The following is a 19,617-nucleotide window of genomic DNA, read 5'->3' as shown; positions in this document are numbered from 1 at the left end:
TGCCATAGCTTCGTACAAATGTCTGATAACGACTGCTGTTATTGTCAGCGATTTCAGCTTATCTGGTGCTTTTTCAGTAGTGCGCGCAGCTGGTGGTAGGTCAAACCCAACAGCTCTGCCGCTCGTTTCTGGTTAAATTTTGCCTGCTGTAAGCTGTTTAACAGCAGTTCGCGTTCCTGCTGGTGCTGGAACTGGCGTAAATCGACAGGCAGCGTCGGCAGGGCGTCTGACTGTGGAACAAGCGGGTCAACGGTCGGCATCCCACTGTTAAAGGGGTCGATAATGATCTCATCGAGCGGCGTGTCACTCGTTCCGTGTCGATATACCGAGCGTTCGACCACGTTTTTTAGTTCGCGAATATTCCCCGGCCAGCTGTAGCGCATCAGTGTTTCACGCGCGCGGTCGGTAAAACCGGCAAACAGCGGCAGTTTGAGTTCGCGGCACATTTGTATAGCGAAATGGTCGGCCATCAGCATGATATCGCTCTGGCGCTGGCGCAATGGGGGAAGTTGCACCACATCAAACGCCAGACGGTCCAGCAAATCGGCGCGGAAAGTACCTTTGTAAACCATTTCCGGCAGGTTGGCATTGGTGGCACAGACCAGGCGTACATTCACCTGCAGAGGCTGGCTGCCGCCGACGCGCTCCAGTTCCCCGTATTCAATCACACGCAGCAGTTTCTCCTGTACCAGCATCGGAGCGGTGGCCAGCTCATCAAGAAACAGGGTGCCGCCATCGGCACGCTCAAAACGGCCGGGATGGCGTTTTTGCGCACCGGTGAATGCGCCCGCTTCATGCCCAAACAGCTCGGTATCAAGCAGATTTTCATTAAGGGCGGCACAGTTGAGGGAGATAAACGGCCCTTGCCAGCGGCTCGACAGATAGTGAAGACGATTGGCGATTAACTCTTTCCCTGTACCGCGTTCACCGATAATAAGCACGGGTTTATCGAGCGGAGCCAGACGCGAAACCTGTTCCAGCACCTCGATAAAGCTGTTGGACTCGCCCAGCAGATTGTCTCTTTGTTCAGCCATGATGAATTTCGCCACTTGTTAGTGTTATTCACCACTGTAGACTAAAAATACGCAGCGGTAAAATAACGTCTTTCCTTTAAAATCATATAATTAAAAAATTGGCACGAAGATTGTAATAGCAGAGAGCAGGGCAAGGCCCGATTACAGAAATCAAGAGGAACAGATTATGGGTATTTTTTCTCGTTTTGCCGACATCGTGAATGCCAACATCAACTCGCTGCTTGAGCGTGCAGAAGATCCGCAAAAGCTGGTGCGTCTGATGATCCAGGAAATGGAAGACACGCTGGTCGAAGTGCGTTCAACCTCAGCCCGTGCGCTGGCGGAGAAAAAACAGCTCGTACGTCGCGTCGAGCACGCGACCGCGCAACAGGTTGAATGGCAGGAAAAAGCTGAGCTGGCATTGCGTAAAGATAAAGACGATTTGGCTCGTGCGGCGCTGATCGAGAAGCAGAAAGTGACGGCGCTTATCGACACGCTGGAGCAGGAAGTGGTGCAGGTTGATGAAACCCTCGCCAGGATGAAAAAAGAGATTGGCGAGCTGGAAAGTAAACTCAGTGAAACACGCGCACGCCAGCAGGCGCTCTCTTTACGTCACCAGGCGGCGAGTTCGTCCCGCGATGTGCGTCGCCAGCTTGATAGCGGCAAAATTGATGAAGCGATGGCCCGTTTTGAGTCTTTCGAACGTCGAATTGACCAGATGGAAGCCGAAGCGGAAAGTCATGGTTTTGGGAAACACAAGACGCTGGATCAGCAGTTCTCTGAACTGAAAGCGGACGACGAAATCAGCGAACAACTGGCGCAGCTGAAAGCAAAAATGAAACAGGATAATCAATAATATTTTTGCGAGACATTGCAGGCGGCATCCGGAGATGTCGCCCCATTATCACCTGTAAGGAGTACACATGAGCGCGCTTTTTCTGGCCATTCCCCTGACATTATTCGTGCTGTTTATTTTGCCGGTCTGGTTATGGCTGCACTACAACAACCGTACCTCACGCGGTGAACTACCGCAAAGTGAGCAGCAACGGCTGGTGCAACTGACCGACGACGCCCGGCGAATGCGTGAACGTATTCAGGCGCTGGAAGACATTCTTGATGCAGAGCATCCGAACTGGAGAGATCGCTGATGGCAGGTTTAAACAGCAATAAGAAATTATGGCGTATCCCGCAGCAAGGCATGGTGAAAGGGGTATGTGCCGGCGTTGCGCACTATCTGGATGTTCCGGTGAAGTTGATCCGTCTGATAACGGTGCTGGCCATGCTGTTCGGGCTGTTTTTCCCGGTGGTGGTGGTCTACATCGTCATGACTTTCTTCCTTGAACCGATGCCGGAGAGCGCAGTGGATGCCGAAAACGCACCCTCCAGCAGCCAGCTTCTGGATGCTGTGGACGCGGAACTGGAAGCCGGTGAACACCGTCTGCGTCAGATGGAACGTTATGTCACCTCCGACACGTTCTCTCTGCGCAGCCGTTTCCGACAGCTTTAATAAAGAGGTATCAGGCAATGGCAACGTGGCGACAGGCTACACAGAAAGTTAAACCGGGGATGAAAATCGCCGGGAAAGTTGTCCTGCTGGCCGCGCTGCGCTTTGGCCCGGCGGGGGTTGCAGGCTGGGCGGTGAAATCGGTGGCGCGACGTCCGGTAAAATTGTTGCTGGCTTTTGCGCTTGAACCATTACTGAATCGCGCGGCGAGCAGATTTTCGAAGCGTTTTATGAAGTAATCCATGCGCAGAATGCGATAACAGTACTACAACCGCAATATGCCCGCGCGTATAGTTGGCGAAGGATTTAACAAAACCAAAGGAAGGACGGATGTTAAAACAAACGCGTATCGCCACCAGCACACCGGCTATTACTGCGCAGAAGTGGATTGATGTACGGATCCCGGAACAATATCAGTGTGAACATATTCAGGGGGCTCTGAATATACCGCTTCGCGATATTCAGGCCGGGACCTTTCCGCCACTGGCAAAAGAGGACATCCTTTACCTGTACTGCAATTCCGGGCGGCAGGCGACACTGGCACAGGATGCATTACAGCAAATGGGTTATCAGAATGTCATCAATATGGGCGGCATTGCCGGTCTGAAAAAGCCTGTCGTTACCTCTGAATAATATCTCCTGGCGGCGGGGCATTCGCCTCGCTACCGTTGATATCTGCCGAAATGCACCTCATCTCATATATCCTGTGAATAAATTTTCAGATTTCATGGCGGCACGGAATGACGATTGAACGATGGAAAAATCAACTTAATGCCCTGGTAAACCGGGGGATGGACCGCCATCTGCGGTTAGCCGTCACGGGGCTTAGCCGCAGCGGAAAGACAGCATTTATCACCGCAATGGTGAACCAACTGCTTAACGTTCATGCGGGCGCGCGGCTTCCGTTGTTCAGCGCGGTACGTGAAGAGCGACTGCTTGGTGTTAAACGAGTTCCGCAGCGTGATTTTGGTATTCCTCGTTTTACTTATGACGAAGGGCTGGCGCAACTCTATGGCACGCCGCCCGTCTGGCCAACACCTACACGTGGTGTCAGCGAGATTCGACTCGCGCTGCGTTTTCGGTCACAGGATTCGCTGCTGCGCCATTTTAAAGAGACCTCCACCCTGTATCTGGAAATTGTCGATTATCCCGGCGAATGGCTGCTCGATTTGCCAATGCTGGCTCAGGATTACCAGAGCTGGTCACGACAAATGCGCGGTCTGTTGCAGGGGGCTCGTGGCGAATGGTCGCAGAAGTGGCAAGACATGTGTAAGGGGCTGGATCCTTTAGCGCCTGCCGATGAAAACCGCCTGGCGGAGATTGCCGCCGCGTGGACAGATTATTTGCATCAGTGTAAACGCGAAGGGTTGCATTTTATTCAGCCGGGTCGTTTTGTTCTGCCCGGTGATATGGCCGGCGCGCCTGCGCTGCAATTTTTCCCGTGGCCCGATGTGGACGAAACAGGGGAAGCCAGACTGGCGCAGGCGGGTAAACACACGAATGCGGGTATGCTGCGCGATCGGTATAACTACTATTGCGAGCATGTCGTGAAGGCGTTTTACAAAAATTACTTCCTGCGTTTTGACCGCCAGATAGTACTGGTGGATTGTCTGCAGCCACTCAATAGCGGGCCGCAGGCCTTCAGTGATATGCGACTGGCGCTGACACAACTGATGCAGAGTTTTCACTATGGCCAGCGGACATTGTTTCGTCGTCTGTTCTCGCCGGTTATCGACAAACTGCTGTTTGCCGCCACAAAAGCGGATCATGTCACTCTCGATCAGCATGCCAATATGGTGTCGCTACTCCAGCAACTGATTCAGGATGCATGGCAAAACGCCGCGTTTGAAGGCATCAGCATGGATTGTGTCGGCCTGGCATCCGTTCAGGCAACGCAAAGTGGCGTAATTGACGTTAATGGCGAGAAAATTCCCGCTTTACGTGGTCACCGACTGAGCGATGGTTCCCCGCTCACGTTTTACCCCGGCGAGGTGCCAGCGCGCCTGCCCGGCCAGGCATTCTGGGAAAAACAGGGGTTTCAGTTTGAATCCTTTCGTCCTCAGGCGCTGGATGTGGATAAGCCGCTGCCGCATATCCGTCTGGACGCCGCGCTGGAATTTTTACTGGGAGATAAATTGCGATGAGCGAACCCCTCAAACCGCGTATCGATTTTACCGGGCCGCTGGAAGCGGAGACCGTCATGCAGGTTAAAGCTGCGCAAACATTTGGCGACGAACTGGCTGAAAACTTTGCCCCGGTCAATCCTGACGAAATGCGCGAAGAAAGTCCGGCAGAAGCCGCCGTCGAGGCGGCGCTGCATCCCAAACGCAGCCTGTGGCGCAAAATGGTGTTGACCGGGATGGGGCTGTTTGGCGCAAGCGTTGTCGGGCAGGGCGTGCAATGGGCGATGAATGCCTGGCAGACTCAGGATTGGGTGGCTATGGGCGGATGTGCCGCCGGGGCATTGATTGTCGGTGCAGGTGTGGGTTCCGTGGCGACGGAATGGCGTCGTTTATGGCGGCTACGTCAGCGCGCCCAGGCTCGGGACGAGGCGAGTGAATTACTTCACAGCCACGGAACGGGGAAAGGACGCGCATTTTGTGAAAGCCTGGCGCGTCAGGCCGGGCTTGACCATGCGCATCCCGCGCTCCAGCGCTGGTATGCCGCTATCCATGAAACGCAAAATGACCGGGAAGTGGTATCGCTGTATGCACATATCGTGCAGCCGGTGCTGGATAACCAGGCACGGCGAGAGATCAGTCGCTCGGCGGCTGAATCAACATTAATGATTGCCGTGAGCCCGCTTGCAGTCGTGGATATGGCTTTTATCGCCTGGCGCAACCTGCGGCTGATTAACCGCATTGCCACGCTTTATGGTATTGAGCTTGGGTATTACAGCCGACTGCGTCTCTTTCGCCTGGTGTTACTTAATATTGCCTTTGCCGGAGCCAGTGAAATGGTGCGCGAAGTGGGTATGGACTGGATGTCGCAAGATCTTGCAGCTCGTCTCTCCGCCCGTGCCGCACAGGGGATTGGCGCAGGTTTATTGACCGCCCGATTAGGTATCAAAGCCATGGAGTTGTGCCGCCCCTTACCATGGATTGGCGATGACAAACCGCGGCTGGGCGATTTTCGCCGCCAGTTAGTAGTGCAGCTCAAAGAGACGGTGCAAAAAGGCAAATCCCCGAAGCGTGATGGACTATAAATTGTGCGCTGCGCGTTTAACTTTACGGCACAGCGCCCACTTTTCCGCCATGCTGTCAATATTTCTTGACAGACATCTTCCTGCCAGACAGGAACTGACATATCATCCTGGCATTAGTTGATAATGTAGGGTGATATTTCCATGCGTCTTGAAGTCTTTTGTGAAGACCGGCTGGGTCTGACACGCGAACTGCTGGATTTACTGGTGTTACGTGGCATTGATTTACGCGGAATTGAGATAGACCCTGTCGGGCGCATCTACCTGAATTTTGCTGCTCTCGAATTTAATACATTCAGCAGCCTTATGGCAGAGATTCGTCGCATCCCCGGCGTAACTGATGTGCGCACTGTCTTGTGGATGCCTTCCGAGCGTGAGCACCGCGCACTGAGTGCGGTGCTGGAGGCGCTGCCGGAACCCGTGTTATCGCTGGATATGAAAGGGAAGATTGAACTGGCGAACCCGGCAAGTTGCCAGCTATTTGCGCTGGACCAGAGTAAATTGCGCAATCACAACGCGGTACAACTGATTTCCGGTTTCAATTTTACGCGTTGGCTGGAAAGCAACCCTCACAACTCCCATAGTGAACATGTTGCCATCAATGGACAAAACTTCCTGATGGAAATTACTCCGGTCCATCTGGAAGGCGAAACCGGTGAACCGGTTCTGACCGGCGCGGTAGTCATGCTGCGTTCCACCGTCCGAATGGGACGCCAGTTACAAAATCTTTCGCAACAGGATCTGGGTGCATTCAGCCAGATTGTCGCTGTCAGCCCAAAAATGCGTCAGGTATTGGAGCAAGCCCGGAAGCTGGCGACGCTCACGGCGCCGCTACTGATTACCGGTGACACGGGTACCGGAAAAGATCTGCTGGCGCGTGCCTGCCATATGGCCAGCCCCCGTGCGGCAAAACCTTATCTGGCGCTGAACTGCGCCTCTATACCGGAAGATGCCGTCGAAAGTGAACTGTTTGGTCATGCTCCGGAAGGAAAAAAAGGCTTCTTTGAGCAGGCTAATGGCGGTTCGGTGTTATTGGATGAAATCGGCGAAATGTCTGCGCGTATGCAGGTTAAACTGCTGCGTTTTCTTAACGACGGGACGTTCCGCCGGGTTGGGGAAGATCACGAGGTCCATGTTGATGTGCGGGTGATTTGCGCGACCCAACGTAACCTGGTGGAGCTGGTGCAAAAGGGGGCGTTCCGTGAAGATCTCTATTACCGCCTGAATGTTCTGACGCTGAATATACCGCCGCTGCGGGAGCGCCCGCAGGATATCATGCCGCTAACCGAACTCTTTGTTGCCCGTTTTGCCGATGAGCAGGGTGTTCCCCGGCCTAAATTATCGGCCGATCTGGGTAATGTCCTGACGCGTTATGGCTGGCCGGGCAATGTCCGTCAGTTAAAAAATGCTGTTTACCGTGCGCTTACCCAACTGGAAGGTTATGAGCTGCGCTCACAGGATATTTTGCTGCCGGACTTCGATGCCACCACCATGCCTGTTGGCGAAGATGCCATGGAGGGGTCGCTCGATGAGATCACCAGCCGCTTTGAACGCTCGGTACTGACACAGCTCTATCGCAGTTTCCCCAGCACGCGTAAGCTGGCTAAGCGCCTTGGTGTCTCGCATACCGCGATCGCGAATAAGTTACGGGAGTATGGATTGAATCAGAAAAAGGGCGATGAATAGCAGGAATGGCCCGGCAAACAGCATGTTGCCGGGCAGACTTCATTAGCCTTTCAGCACGTCCAGTGCGGCAGCGTAGTCAGGCTCGTTGGTGATTTCATTGACGAGTTGGCTGAAAATAACATTGTCATTTTCGTCAATGACCACCACGGCACGTGCCGCCAGTCCTTTCAGCGCGCCTTCTGAAATTCCCACACCGTAGTTTTCCAGGAACTCTGCGTTACGCAGAGTGGACAGGGTGATCACATTGCTCAGACCTTCTGCGCCACAGAAGCGGGACTGGGCGAACGGCAGGTCAGCAGAAATGCACAGAACGACCGTGTCGTTTACGCCTGTTGCCAGCTCGTTAAATTTACGCACTGATGCGGCGCATACGCCGGTATCAATGCTCGGGAAAATATTAAGAACTTTACGTTTACCAGCAAACTGGCTTAACGCAACGTCAGACAGGTCTTTCGCCACGAGAGAGAACGGTGCGGCTTTGGACCCGATCTGCGGAATCTTACCGGCAACGGAAACTGGATTACCCTGGAAATGGACAAGCTGTGACATAGATATCTTCCTGTTTACATATAGTTAACTTCAGCGCTAGTGTATTCTGAAAGCAAGGACCACGGCAAACCTAATTTCACATCTATACTCGTGGAAAGGGCGGCAGAGGAGAAAGGGATGAGAAGCGTTAAGGTTTATGATGAAACCTGGCCGTTACACACGCCTTTTGTGATCGCACGGGGTGCGCGCAGCGAGGCCCGGGTAGTGGTCGTTGAACTGGAAGATGACGGCGTCAAAGCCTCAGGAGAATGTACGCCATACCCACGTTATGGCGAGAGCGAGGCTTCGGTGATTGCGCAGATTATGACAATTCTGCCACAACTGGAAAATCGTCTGACCCGAGAAGAACTCCAGACATTGCTTCCTGCCGGCGCGGCGCGTAATGCCGTGGATTGTGCGCTTTGGGATCTGGAGGCCAGACGACAGGGAATGACGCTTGGGCAGTATGTGGGGGTAACATTGCCCGCCGCAGTCACTACTGCGCAAACAGTGGTTATCGGTACGCCAGAGCAAATGGCCGCCAGTGCCTCAGCGCTGTGGGAGGCTGGCGCAAAACTGCTTAAGGTGAAACTTGACGATCACTTGATCAGCGAAAGGCTGGTGGCGATACGCGCCGCCGCGCCGGAAGCGACGCTGATTGTTGATGCCAATGAGTCCTGGCAAAGCGAAGGTCTCGCCGCCCGCTGTCAGCTCCTGGCGGACCTCGGTGTGGCGATGCTCGAACAGCCGCTTCCGGCAGGCGACGATGCCGCACTGAGTAACTTTATTCATCCATTGCCCATCTGTGCCGATGAAAGTTGTCATACGCAGCGGGATCTCGCTGCGCTGGCGGGGCGCTATGAGATGGTAAACATCAAACTGGATAAAACCGGTGGGCTGACAGAAGCGTTGGCCCTGGCCCGTGCGGCGCGAGAGCAAGGTTTTGGATTGATGCTGGGGTGCATGATTTGCACTTCAAGGGCCATTGCTGCGGCGCTGCCTTTGGTGGGTGAGGTTCGCTTCGCCGATCTCGACGGACCCACATGGCTTGCGGTGGATGTCGAACCGGCGCTGCAATTTACCCCCGGCCAGCTTCATCTTTCCCGGTCATAATGCAATAGAGCGATCATCGCGCTCAGGTATTTCTCGCTGGCTTCATCGGCTGAAACTGGCGGAAATTCCATTGTGATGCAGTGCAAATTCATATCCGCACACCAGCTGCCGAAAGAGCCTGGCGTTTCGTAACCTACACTGGTGACCAGAGGCAGGTTAAACGCCTGCGCCAGCCACTGACCAAACGCGCTATTACGCGGATCTTCCACACATGCCAGCGGGTCATGAAACGACACTACCCATGCGGGACGCAACTGATGAATCAACTGGCATAACGCGCGGGTTTCCGGTTCGGAGGCGGGAGCGTCGCCTGTCGATAACACCACGTCACGCGCTTTTGCGGCACTGTTCCAGCGATAAACCGTTTCACCGGGTTTCCAGTTTGCGGCGGGAAAGTTGCGATTCAAATCCACGCCATTCGCATTAGCGCGCAGGCCAAGCTGACAACCATCGGGATTAACGGCCAGCACAACGTGGTGGCGACGTAGCTCTGGTTTCAGCGTACGCAAGGCGCAGGAGAGCGTTACGATAGAGGAATTTTCATCTCCGTGGGTTCCCGCAATGATAAGCCCGCTGGCATGCGAGGCTTCGGTTGCCGGAAACCAGATGAGCGGCGCACCTAACAGAGAATGTCCGTAATATTCGCTACCGGAAGGAAAAGCACCCCGTTCCGGGCGTGGGCGTGAAGCAGGCATAGTCATCCTTTTTCTGGTTGGCTTATTGCAAGTTTTAGGCATATTTCTCATATGGACAAATTATTGCTGTATTCAGGTAAAAAGGAATAGCCGTCAACTTTCCATCGACGAAAATTTGCATTCGTTCGTTCTAAAACAAATAATTACCTCATCTTTGGCTTAGCTTCAAAACATAAAAGGGGATCTCATGAAGCATCCTGTCTCGTTGCTCAGTTGTGCGCTTTTACTCTGTGGTTTTTCCTCATCGCCCTGGGCTGCGGATGTTCCGCCAGGCACAGAACTGGCTCAGAAACAGGAGTTGGTTCGCCATATTAAAGACGAACCCGCGACGCTTGACCCAGCGAAGGCTGTGGGGCTACCGGAAATTCAGGTCATTCGCGATCTGTACGAAGGCCTGGTCAATCAGAATGAGAAAGGTGAGATCATTCCTGGCGTTGCCACTAAATGGCAGACCAGCGATAACCGCGTCTGGACATTTTCCCTGCGTAGTGATGCAAAGTGGTCTGACGGTACGCCGGTCACTGCGCAAGATTTTGTGTACAGCTGGCAGCGCCTGGTTGATCCGAAAACAACGTCCCCCTTTGCCTGGTTTGCAGCGCTGGCTGGGATCACCAGTGCGCAGGACATTATTGATGGCAAAGTCACACCGGATAAGCTTGGCGTGACGGCGGTCGATGCCCATACGCTGCGGGTGCAACTTGATAAGCCACTGCCATGGTTTGCGAACCTGGCGGCTAGTTTCGCGCTTTACCCGGTGCAGAAAGCCAATGTTGAAAGCGGCCCGGACTGGACGCGTCCCGGAAACCTGGTCGGCAATGGCGCTTACGTACTGGAAAGCAGGGTGGTGAATGAGAAAATTGAACTCAAACCCAACACCCATTACTGGGACAATAGTAAAACTGTCATTCAAAAAGTGACCTTTGTGCCGATCAATCAGGAAACGGCGGCGACAAACCGTTATCTTGCCGGTGGGATTGATATCACTGAATCATTCCCGAAAAATCAGTACCAGAAATTACTCAAGGATATTCCCGGCCAGGTTTACACACCGCCGCAACTCGGCACCTATTACTACGCCCTTAATACGCAAAAAGGGCCGACAGCCGATCCGCGAGTACGTCTGGCGCTAAGTATGACGGTTGATCGCCGTGTGGTGGCTGAGAAGGTGTTAGGCACCGGGGAAAAACCGGCCTGGCGATTCACACCGGACGTAACCGCAGGGTTTAAACCGCAACCTTCAGCAATGGAAAAAATGAGCCAGGCGGAGCTCAATGCCCAGGCAAAAACATTGCTCCGTGCCGCAGGTTATGGTCCGCAACGCCCACTGGAACTGACGTTACTGTACAACACCTCCGAGACGCATCAGAAAATTGCGATTGCGGTGGCGTCAATGTGGAAAAAAAATCTGGGCATTGATGTCAAACTGCAAAATCAGGAATGGAAGACGTATATCGATAGCCGTAATACGGGCAACTTTGATGTGATTCGCGCTTCGTGGGTGGGAGATTACAATGAACCGTCCACCTTTCTGTCGCTGCTGACCTCCACCCATAGCGGAAATATCGCGCGTTTTAACGATCCGGCATATGACAAAGTTATCAGTCAGGCTGCGCAGGAAACACAGCTCGATGCCCGTAATGCGGATTACAATGCGGCAGAGAAAATCATCGCCGAAAAAGCGCCGATCATTCCCGTCTATCAATATACCAATGGACGACTGATTAAACCGTGGTTGAAAGGTTACCCCATTACCAACCCGGAAGATGTCGCTTATACCCGCACGATGTATTTGATCAAACACTGATTCTGATAAGTTCACGCAAGCGGCTATAAAGCTTTTCGACATTTCAGCTGGCGCTGATAAAGCGCCAGCAATGCATTTTCCCATCAACCGATTCTGTTATTGAAAAGAGTTTGAACCTGCCGGATTGCATCGGGATGAAGGGACGGGACACTGTGTCCGGAGAGATATGTCCCAGCAAAAATATCGGCAGGTTTCGCGATTTTCAGTTCATCATAACTTCTTGAATTTTATTGCCCGCTGTGCACAAAAATAGGTGTGATGTCGAACGCATATACGATTTTGGTCAAAAAATGGCCGGAAAAATGTGTTATAGTGATTATGTTTTAACCACACATGAGGATTATATGCACACCGAATTAGACCCCACTCAACTGGCAATTGAATATCTCCGTCGCGATAAAAGCGCATTAACGCCTGCAGAATATCTTAAGAAATTAAAACAACTCAGGCTGGAATTTGCGGATTTGCTGACACTCTCGCATAGCGAGCTGAAAGAAGAGATTGATTTTGCCTGGCGAATGGGCATCCACTAAGCATCGCCCATCACTGAAAAGCGCCCTCGTAAGGGCGCATTTTTTTGCCCTGAATTCAGGCCGCCAGCACTTTATTACGCCCGCTGTTTTTCGCGCGATACAACGCTTCATCGACACGCTTAAACAGCTCATCCAGTGACTCTCCCGCCAGGTGGCGCGCAACGCCGATACTCACAGTAAAGCCTGGCAGTTGGGGAATACTGATACTGGCGACGGCTTCACGTAACTGCTCAGCGACACCAATAGCGATTTCCTCGGTCGTATGCGGCAGCAGTAAGAGAAATTCTTCACCTCCCCAGCGAAACACGTAGTCTCCGCGTCGGCAATGTTGTTCAAGTGTGCGGGAAAGTTGTATCAGGACTTCGTCACCTTTCTGATGACCATACTGATCATTGATGCGTTTAAAATGGTCGGTATCTACCAGCAACAGACTGAAATCGAAAGCAGTCGGCATAACATGTTCAGTCAGGTGGTAGAACTGCCGGCGGTTCAGCAAACCGGTGAGTAAATCACGGTGCGCGGCATATTCCAGTTCCTGCTCAAGGCGTTTCTGTTCGGTAATGTCGTGGATGATGCAAAGCATCAGTCGCTCATTATAGATTTCAACCGGACCGGCGTAGGTCTGAACATGGCGGGTGGAACCATCTGCCAGCCTGTGCACAAAATTGAGCGGCCTGTGGCCGCCAGGCAGATGAGCGATCTCTGCCATCACCGGCAGAATACCGCGCCCTAGCGTGTTGATTTCCCAGGTGTGCTTTTGGCACATTTCATCGTAGGAGTAGCCGTAAAAGCGTAATGCGGCGAGATTGGCGTCAACGATGAGGCCGTCTCTGGCGGGATCAATAAGCAGAATGGGCGCGGAGTTGGTATAGAAAAAGCGGGCATAAAAACCCTGCTTGCGGGGGCGGTATGTTTTTGAGCGGCTGGCTTTTAGTCTGGCGGAAGTTCCCGCTGATAATCCTTCAAAAAGAATCACTTCACCCACGCCAGTGATTTCACGCAGAGAGGCCTTACAACTTAAACTGACCTCCTCGCCATCAATATGAACAGTCCATACTTCGATAATATTATGCTGATTCCTGAGGCCCGGCAGGTACATGGCCAGATTGTGCTGCGCCCAGGCGGAATATTTACCGGTTCGCAAATCCCGTAATGAACCCTCTGCGGTCAATTTCTTCGCCGCTGTGTTGGTAAAAAGCAGCTCTTCAGTCTCGGGTGAAACTACCCAGACCGGTGTCGTCAGCAGATTAAGCGCAGCCAGGTGATCTGTCAGCATGGGTTTATCCCCTTATTGTGCGCATCGCTTTAATTATTGTAACGTATCGAATAATAGCTTTTTCGGCACTATTTTTATCAGGCTTGAGGAAAATCTAACGCAAAAAAAGGTGAATTGGTATGTATCGCCGCAATAAGTAAATTTTACTTTTGATTGATGGAGATATCTGAGAGGAAAAAAGGAGTATTTGCCGCATTGTGGGTTATCGCCGGGTGCCAGACTTCCCAACCATTACGTCCATTTTTTTTGACACGATACATTGCGGCATCCGCTCTGAATTTGAGATCCTGAACGGTATCACCATGTTGAGGATAAAAACTGATACCCACACTTAACGATACGTTAATGACATGGCCTTGCTCATAAAATGGAAAATGAATGGTGTCTACCAGCCTTTTCGCCAGTGTGGTGATCTCCTCATCAATACAATCAGGTACCAGCAAAATAAACTCATCACCGCCAAGACGCGCCAGCGTCATTTTTGCATTGACGCAGGTCGAAAGTCTTATGGCTACGGATTTCAATAATAGATCACCGACGTGATGTCCATACGCATCATTGACCTGCTTAAAACGGTCAAGATCCATAAATAATAAGGCGAATCGCTGTCGTTGGGCTGCTGCACTGGCGAGGCACGCATCCAGTAAGATATCGAATTGAATACGATTTGCCAGGTTAGTCAGGGGATCGAAATGGGCCTGCATCTCCAGTTGGTGATTCAACTGACGCAGGCTTTCTGTAAGTCGTGAGGTGCGGATCTGGGAATCAATGAGTGAAATAAACAACATTATTCCCAATACAATGAGCGTGGAGGTGGAAACCCAGATTGAAAGGCCAGTTTCGCTCACGCTGGTATGTGTAGAGTAATGGGCGGTACTGCGAACGATAATTCCTGTGCTGTCTTTACCATTGCTGAACTCAACGGCGCTCATCGCCACATAATGCATTGCGCATATGGTAATGCCGAGGACGAGACCTGCGAAAACCCGATAGATAAAGGCGCCGTGCTGGTTGACCTGGCGACCAAAGGCAAGCCACAGCGAAAAGCCGGAGGCGAAAAAGGCAATGGTTACTGAGAGAATTAGACCCGGCGTGTTCCAGTAGAGCGTGACGTAATCGGTGAGGGCAGCCATACCGAGCGCGTGCATACCCACAATGCCCAGACACAATAAACAGGTCGCCAGTATGAGGCGTCGAAAGGGGAGCATCTCAGCGCTAACCACCACATTGATGGCAAGAGTGGCGGCAATTAACGCAACGACGAACGAAGCAATGGTTAACACTAAATCGTAATGCATCACGATAGGCATGCGCATTGCCAGCATGCCAACAAAATGCATTGACCATATTCCTATACCTAACGTTGCCCCGCCGCAGAATCGCCAGAACAGTGCACCGCGAACGGAGGAAGAAAAAATTTTGCTGGCGCTATCCAGCGCCACGAATGAGGCAATGAACGCCACGACAAAAGAAATACCAATAAGAATAGGGTCCCACGATACATAAAGCATTATGGATTTCACGCCCGCTAAAAAAGAATGAGTTATTTGTAATTTTTATTCTAGCAGCTAACCTGACGAATTTATGTTGCTGGAAATATTTATTATTTATACTGCGATTTAAGCTAAATTAAAAGTAATTTATTGTTATCGGCATTCGCAATAGTAACTTTAGAATTATGAATCATTTTAGCGTGGCTTAAATATAACTTAAGCCACATCATAAATTATGATGTTGAAAGTTTTGCGCTGATTTTTATACGATGAATCATCCCTGATATAAAGACTTTTTTAGATTTCTCACCATTAATATTTGCACCACAACCTAATTTTTGAACGATTACTCTGCTCTTAAGTCAAACTGCGGTGGTGTGGGGCCAAACATGTGGCAGGATCAAATTCCAGATGAAAAAGTGAATGCCGAATGCTATAAGAATATTACCCCTCATGAAGTATTTGTTGGTGCCCCATGCTTAAAAATATTAGTGTTAGAACGTTTATATTATCGTTCCTGATTGTCTCTTTTATAATTATGGAACTTTTAGTGATCGCCATCTCAAAAAACATGGCATTATTAGCAGCAATTAGCGTGGTTTGGGTAGCGACTTTAGGTTTGCTTTGGTTTTATATGACTTATTATTTAGTCTCGCCAATTAATACGGTTAAGAAAAGTATCGAAGAGGTGACCTCCGGCAACCTGTCGATTACGATTGCAGAATTTGGCAACAACTGTGCCGGGCGGTTAATTCCGGGAATTAATAGCCTTTCTGCAAGCATCGCAACCCTGGTTAATGAGATACGTCTCTCTTCACAAAACGCCATGGATCTCTCCGATCAACTGGCGTCGCGAAGCGGCGAACTGTCGGTGAAAACCGAAGAGCAATCTGCGGCGCTGGTGCAAACTGCGGCCAGCATGGAGCAGATAGCCAGCAGTACCAAAAATAATGCCGAAAACACGCGGCTTGCCAGCACCCGGGCGAGTGATGCCAGTGCCAGTGCGCGTAAAGGTGGGGATTTAATGGGGCAGGTGGCGAAAAATATGCAGTCTATTACCGACTGTGCGGGCCAGATGGCAGATATCATCTCCCTTATTGATGGCATAGCTTTTCAGACTAACATTCTCGCACTTAACGCTGCTGTGGAAGCGGCAAGAGCCGGGGATCACGGTAAAGGCTTCTCCGTTGTGGCTGGAGAAGTCAGGGGCCTGGCGCATCGCAGCGCCGAAGCGGCTAAAAATATTAAGTCACTGATTGCTGTCACCACCGAGAACGTTACGCAAGGGGCGACTGTCGTCAGCGAGGCCGAGCAGAATATGCATGAGATTGTTTCGGGTGCGAGTGTGGTTAGCAAGCTGATGGATGAGATTGCGGTATCGACCGTGGAACAAGAAAAAGGCATTTCACAGATCACGCTTGCGTTGTCCGAACTTGAAAAAGTTACGCAGAGTAATGTCACCATGGTCGAAGAGCTGGCTGGCTCTTCGGACATGCTGAAAAACCGGGTTATCGAACTGCAGGCACGCACATCCAGGTTCCGTCTGGCGGAAAAACGGTTAACAGACGTTGAACCCGTTGCGACAACGGCAACCATTCCTTCCGAAAATCGTAAACCCCGCCTGGTAAGCCCGGTCATCCATAACCAGGAAAATTACTGGCACTCCTTCTGACTTTCAGGTCATCCCGCCTCTGGCCCGCTTAAGCGGGCTTTTTTTTAATATTTGTAACGAATTCAGCATGATGGTTGCTTAACGTGCGCAGGGAGCTAGACTGACAACAATACTTATATTGATTGTGGAGGTGATGTGGAAGCAATCAAAGGAACGGATGTCGATATTCCGGATGCAGTTTTCGCCTGGCGTCTGGATGGAAAGGGCGGGGTCAAACCGCTGGAGGCTGATGACGTCATTGATGCACAGCATCCTTGCTGGCTGCATCTGAATTATACCAATCCAGAGAGCGCGCAATGGCTGGCATCAACGCCGCAGCTGCCCAATAGCGTCAGAAACGCGCTGGCCGGGGAAAGCCTGCGTCCGCGCGTCAGTCGTGTAGGCGAAGGTACGCTTATTACGCTGCGTTGCATTAACGGCAGCACAGACGAACGTCCGGATCAGTTAGTTGCAGTGCGTGTCTATATGGACGAACGAATGATCATCTCGACGCGCCAGCGCAAAGTTCTGGCACTCGATGACGTGGTGAGCGATCTGGAGGAGGGGACCGGCCCGGTGGATTGTGGCGGCTGGCTGGTGGATGTTTGTGATGCCCTCACTGACCATGCCAGCGAGTTTATAGAAGAGCTTCACGATAAGATTATTGACCTTGAAGACAATTTGCTTGACCAGGAGATTCCCCCCAGAGGTTTCCTCGCATTACTGCGTAAGCAGTTAATTGTGATGCGTCGTTATATGGCGCCACAACGGGATATTTTTGCACGGCTGGCCAGCGAGCGGCTGCCCTGGATGACCGATGATCAGCGTCGTCGTATGCAAGACATTGCAGACCGACTGGGGAGGGGGCTTGATGAAATTGATGCCTGTATCGCGCGCACGGCGGTGATGACGGATGAAATAACCCAGGTAATGCAGGAATCGCTGGCCCGCAGAACCTATACCATGTCGTTGATGGCAATGGTCTTCCTGCCCAGCACATTTCTGACCGGGCTGTTTGGCGTCAATTTAGGCGGAATCCCCGGCGGTGGATGGCGATTTGGCTTCGCACTTTTCTGCATTATGTTGGTCATCCTGATCGGCGGTGTTACCTGGTGGTTGCATCGCAGTAAATGGCTGTAAAATTTCACTTTTTTAACAAAAAATGAACATAAAAACGCCGTTTACTTTGAGCGATATCAATAAATGCTACACGCAACCAGTGCAATATTGCACTCGCAGGTGAATGCAACGTCAAGCGATGGGCGTTGCGCTCCATATTGTCTTACTTCCTTTTTTGAATTACTGCATAGCACAATTGATTCGTACGACGCCGACTTTGAAGAGTCGGCTTTTTTTTGCCTCTCAGTTTGTCCGGTCTACCCTTAAAGGATGGCAACGCGAAAAAGGAGGCGAAAATGCGTACATTAACCCCACTGCAGATGAGCGACCCGATTCCGACTGATCCGGTTCCGGTGCCCGATCCCATCCCAAAACCACAACCCATCCCCGATCCGCCATTCGACCCGGATCCGCGACCGATTATCGATCCTCCGCCGCACAGGTAAAAAAAAGCCCTCTGTCGAAGAGGGCTGCTGGTTTATTTGATTTCGAGGATGTCGAGACGGTTGGCCGTGAAATCGGCATCGTCTTCATCAGGCTGCCAGCCTGCTGGCTGTAAGGGAATCTCTTCGCGGTCAAAAGCGAGATCGCCACCAGCCACCACCGCAGAACCGTGATGGATTGACTTGAAATCAAACAGGGTCGTGTCGCTAAGGTGCGAAGGTACCACGTTCTGCATCGCGCTAAACATCGTCTCAATACGGCCGGGATAGCGTTTATCCCAGTCGCGCAACATATCGGCGATAACCTGACGTTGCAGGTTCGGCTGCGAACCGCACAGGTTGCACGGAATGATAGGGAAAGCTTTAGCTTCGGCGAAACGCTCGATATCTTTTTCGCGGCAGTAAGCGAGCGGGCGAATCACGATATGTTTGCCGTCATCGCTCATTAGCTTAGGCGGCATCCCTTTCATTTTGCCGCCATAGAACATGTTCAGGAACAGCGTCTGCAAAATGTCGTCACGGTGATGGCCCAGCGCGATTTTCGTGGCGCCCAGCTCGGTGGCCGTACGGTACAAAATACCGCGACGCAGGCGTGAGCAGAGTGAACAGGTCGTTTTACCTTCCGGAATTTTGTCTTTTACGATCCCGTAGGTGTTCTCTTCTACAATCTTATATTCGACGCCCTGCTGCTCCAGGTAGGCTGGCAGAATATGCTCCGGAAACCCCGGCTGCTTCTGGTCGAGGTTTACCGCCACAAGGCTGAAATTGATAGGCGCGCTTTGCTGCAGATTACGCAGGATTTCCAGCATGGTATAGCTGTCTTTGCCGCCGGAGAGACAGACCATGATGCGATCGCCTTCTTCAATCATATTGAAGTCGGCAATCGCTTCGCCCACATTACGGCGCAGACGTTTTTGCAGCTTGTTCAGATTGTATTGTTCTTTTTTGGTAATTTCTTGATTTTGCGACATGAAAAAAGGCTCAATTCAGGTGTTCAACGTCAACCAGGCGCGACCAGGCCAACAGATACGGGCACTAAAGCGAGATTGTAGCAATGATTGACGGCGAATATAGGATTTTTATCGTGGGTATGGTCGCAGGGATCAACACCGTTATTAGCCCGGTGTAGCGTAGCCACCGATAATAAACCAGCTGAGAAACACAACAGCGACGATAAATACGATGATAGGGAAAGCAATACCCAGTCTCATAACTGTTCTCTAATGCCTGAGGTGAAAAGCAGGAGAGAACATTACCCAAAGCGGATCGGCTCTGCAAATGTTATCACTCTGAAACCGTAATATTGTTTACCGCCGTCGATAGGATGACTGTTTTAGACGTAAGAGGAGAGAGGGCATTGCCGTTACGTTTAGCGCACATAACGGCGGACAAGGCGGTTATTCAGGCTCTGCGGTTAGTCAGCACAAGGCTGAATTTCTTCCATTGGTTTTCGCGTTGACGTTGCAGGCTCCAGTGAATCTGCATTGTGCGGCGAGTTCTGCTTAATTTCATTCAATTGTTCTCTATAGCAAAGGAATAGTCAGACGAATGTTCAGG

The 19,617-nt window shown here is 51.5% G+C and carries 21 protein-coding genes; 14 read left to right on the top strand and 7 right to left on the bottom strand.

What is annotated here, in order from left to right:
- Nucleotides 1-53 precede the first annotated feature (53 nt).
- Complete coding sequence (gene pspF / locus AAIG39_RS07350) at nucleotides 54-1,034, bottom strand: phage shock protein operon transcriptional activator (protein WP_343193537.1); 981 nt, start codon at nucleotides 1,032-1,034, stop codon at nucleotides 54-56.
- 166 nt (nucleotides 1,035-1,200) lie between these two features.
- Here pspF and pspA point away from each other — a divergent pair, with 166 nt between their 5' ends.
- The 8 genes from pspA (at nucleotide 1,201) to tyrR (ending at nucleotide 7,405) form a co-directional block, all read left to right on the top strand.
- A complete protein-coding gene (gene pspA / locus AAIG39_RS07345) occupies nucleotides 1,201-1,869 on the top strand; it encodes a phage shock protein PspA (RefSeq protein WP_343193536.1) in 669 nt (222 codons plus the stop codon).
- Between the two features lie 67 nt (nucleotides 1,870-1,936).
- Entirely contained in the window at nucleotides 1,937-2,161 is a 225-nt protein-coding gene (gene pspB / locus AAIG39_RS07340) for an envelope stress response membrane protein PspB (protein WP_039076954.1), read from the top strand.
- Nucleotides 2,161-2,520, top strand: coding sequence for an envelope stress response membrane protein PspC (gene pspC / locus AAIG39_RS07335; RefSeq protein WP_343193535.1), 360 nt, complete (start codon nucleotides 2,161-2,163; stop codon nucleotides 2,518-2,520). Before pspB ends, pspC begins: the two co-directional genes overlap by 1 nt.
- Nucleotides 2,521-2,537: 17 nt before the next feature.
- Nucleotides 2,538-2,756, top strand: coding sequence for a phage shock protein PspD (gene pspD, locus AAIG39_RS07330; protein WP_090084544.1), 219 nt, complete (start codon nucleotides 2,538-2,540; stop codon nucleotides 2,754-2,756).
- Between the two features lie 91 nt (nucleotides 2,757-2,847).
- Nucleotides 2,848-3,150 (top strand): thiosulfate sulfurtransferase PspE, encoded by a 303-nt coding sequence (gene pspE / locus AAIG39_RS07325; RefSeq protein ID WP_343193534.1) that lies wholly within the window; start codon nucleotides 2,848-2,850, stop codon nucleotides 3,148-3,150.
- 113 nt (nucleotides 3,151-3,263) lie between these two features.
- Nucleotides 3,264-4,661 carry a YcjX family GTP-binding protein gene (locus AAIG39_RS07320; protein WP_343193571.1) on the top strand — a complete coding sequence of 466 codons (1,398 nt, stop codon included), beginning with the start codon at nucleotides 3,264-3,266 and terminating at the stop codon, nucleotides 4,659-4,661.
- Nucleotides 4,658-5,722 carry a TIGR01620 family protein gene (locus AAIG39_RS07315; RefSeq protein ID WP_343193533.1) on the top strand — a complete coding sequence of 355 codons (1,065 nt, stop codon included), beginning with the start codon at nucleotides 4,658-4,660 and terminating at the stop codon, nucleotides 5,720-5,722. The genes AAIG39_RS07320 and AAIG39_RS07315 overlap by 4 nt, the downstream gene beginning before the upstream one ends.
- Before the next feature lie 141 nt (nucleotides 5,723-5,863).
- Entirely contained in the window at nucleotides 5,864-7,405 is a 1,542-nt protein-coding gene (gene tyrR, locus AAIG39_RS07310; RefSeq protein WP_249568857.1) for a transcriptional regulator TyrR, read from the top strand.
- Nucleotides 7,406-7,447: 42 nt separating this feature from the next.
- Here the strand turns inward: tyrR and tpx are convergent, their stop codons facing one another.
- Nucleotides 7,448-7,954, bottom strand: a complete 507-nt coding sequence (gene tpx, locus AAIG39_RS07305; protein WP_343193532.1) for a thiol peroxidase — start codon at nucleotides 7,952-7,954, stop codon at nucleotides 7,448-7,450.
- 117 nt (nucleotides 7,955-8,071) lie between these two features.
- On the opposite strand from tpx, the gene ycjG reads away from it, so the two are divergent.
- Nucleotides 8,072-9,046, top strand: coding sequence for an L-Ala-D/L-Glu epimerase (ycjG, locus tag AAIG39_RS07300; RefSeq protein ID WP_343193531.1), 975 nt, complete (start codon nucleotides 8,072-8,074; stop codon nucleotides 9,044-9,046).
- Here ycjG and mpaA read toward each other — a convergent pair.
- A complete protein-coding gene (mpaA, locus tag AAIG39_RS07295; protein WP_090084536.1) occupies nucleotides 9,028-9,741 on the bottom strand; it encodes a murein tripeptide amidase MpaA in 714 nt (237 codons plus the stop codon). The genes ycjG and mpaA overlap by 19 nt on opposite strands.
- 187 nt (nucleotides 9,742-9,928) lie before the next feature.
- Here mpaA and AAIG39_RS07290 point away from each other — a divergent pair, with 187 nt between their 5' ends.
- Together AAIG39_RS07290 and AAIG39_RS07285 are read left to right on the top strand one after the other, a co-directional pair.
- Nucleotides 9,929-11,545: a peptide ABC transporter substrate-binding protein gene (locus AAIG39_RS07290; RefSeq protein WP_343193530.1), complete on the top strand. Its 1,617-nt coding sequence runs from the start codon at nucleotides 9,929-9,931 to the stop codon at nucleotides 11,543-11,545.
- Between the two features lie 344 nt (nucleotides 11,546-11,889).
- Nucleotides 11,890-12,078 (top strand): YdiH family protein, encoded by a 189-nt coding sequence (locus AAIG39_RS07285; protein ID WP_139223050.1) that lies wholly within the window; start codon nucleotides 11,890-11,892, stop codon nucleotides 12,076-12,078.
- A gap of 55 nt (nucleotides 12,079-12,133) precedes the next feature.
- On the opposite strand, the gene AAIG39_RS07280 is transcribed toward AAIG39_RS07285, so the two are convergent.
- Together AAIG39_RS07280 and AAIG39_RS07275 are read right to left on the bottom strand one after the other, a co-directional pair.
- The gene (locus AAIG39_RS07280; RefSeq protein ID WP_343193529.1) at nucleotides 12,134-13,354 is read right to left on the bottom strand and encodes a diguanylate cyclase domain-containing protein; all 1,221 of its coding nucleotides are present in this window, start codon (nucleotides 13,352-13,354) and stop codon (nucleotides 12,134-12,136) included.
- A 143-nt stretch (nucleotides 13,355-13,497) separates the two neighbouring features.
- The gene (locus AAIG39_RS07275) at nucleotides 13,498-14,865 is read right to left on the bottom strand and encodes an MHYT domain-containing protein (RefSeq protein WP_343193528.1); all 1,368 of its coding nucleotides are present in this window, start codon (nucleotides 14,863-14,865) and stop codon (nucleotides 13,498-13,500) included.
- A 457-nt stretch (nucleotides 14,866-15,322) separates the two neighbouring features.
- Between AAIG39_RS07275 and AAIG39_RS07270 the strand changes: the two genes are divergently transcribed.
- The 3 genes from AAIG39_RS07270 (at nucleotide 15,323) to ynaL (ending at nucleotide 18,063) form a co-directional block, all read left to right on the top strand.
- Nucleotides 15,323-16,519 carry a methyl-accepting chemotaxis protein gene (locus tag AAIG39_RS07270; RefSeq protein ID WP_249568853.1) on the top strand — a complete coding sequence of 399 codons (1,197 nt, stop codon included), beginning with the start codon at nucleotides 15,323-15,325 and terminating at the stop codon, nucleotides 16,517-16,519.
- Nucleotides 16,520-16,654: 135 nt separating this feature from the next.
- A complete protein-coding gene (gene zntB, locus AAIG39_RS07265; protein ID WP_343193527.1) occupies nucleotides 16,655-17,638 on the top strand; it encodes a zinc transporter ZntB in 984 nt (327 codons plus the stop codon).
- A 275-nt stretch (nucleotides 17,639-17,913) separates the two neighbouring features.
- The gene (gene ynaL, locus AAIG39_RS07260; RefSeq protein ID WP_249568851.1) at nucleotides 17,914-18,063 is read left to right on the top strand and encodes a proline-rich small protein YnaL; all 150 of its coding nucleotides are present in this window, start codon (nucleotides 17,914-17,916) and stop codon (nucleotides 18,061-18,063) included.
- Nucleotides 18,064-18,095: 32 nt separating this feature from the next.
- Here the strand turns inward: ynaL and ttcA are convergent, their stop codons facing one another.
- Entirely contained in the window at nucleotides 18,096-19,031 is a 936-nt protein-coding gene (gene ttcA, locus AAIG39_RS07255) for a tRNA 2-thiocytidine(32) synthetase TtcA (protein WP_090084524.1), read from the bottom strand.
- A gap of 144 nt (nucleotides 19,032-19,175) precedes the next feature.
- Nucleotides 19,176-19,271 (bottom strand): YoaK family small membrane protein, encoded by a 96-nt coding sequence (locus AAIG39_RS07250; protein ID WP_139223049.1) that lies wholly within the window; start codon nucleotides 19,269-19,271, stop codon nucleotides 19,176-19,178.
- Between the last annotated feature and the right edge of the window lie 346 nt (nucleotides 19,272-19,617).

The sequence above is a fragment of the Phytobacter palmae genome (genome assembly GCF_039409775.1).
In the GTDB taxonomy this organism is placed as follows: domain Bacteria; phylum Pseudomonadota; class Gammaproteobacteria; order Enterobacterales; family Enterobacteriaceae; genus Phytobacter; species Phytobacter palmae.
Note: the sequence above shows the minus strand (reverse complement) of the source record. Positions and strands in the feature narration are given on the sequence as shown.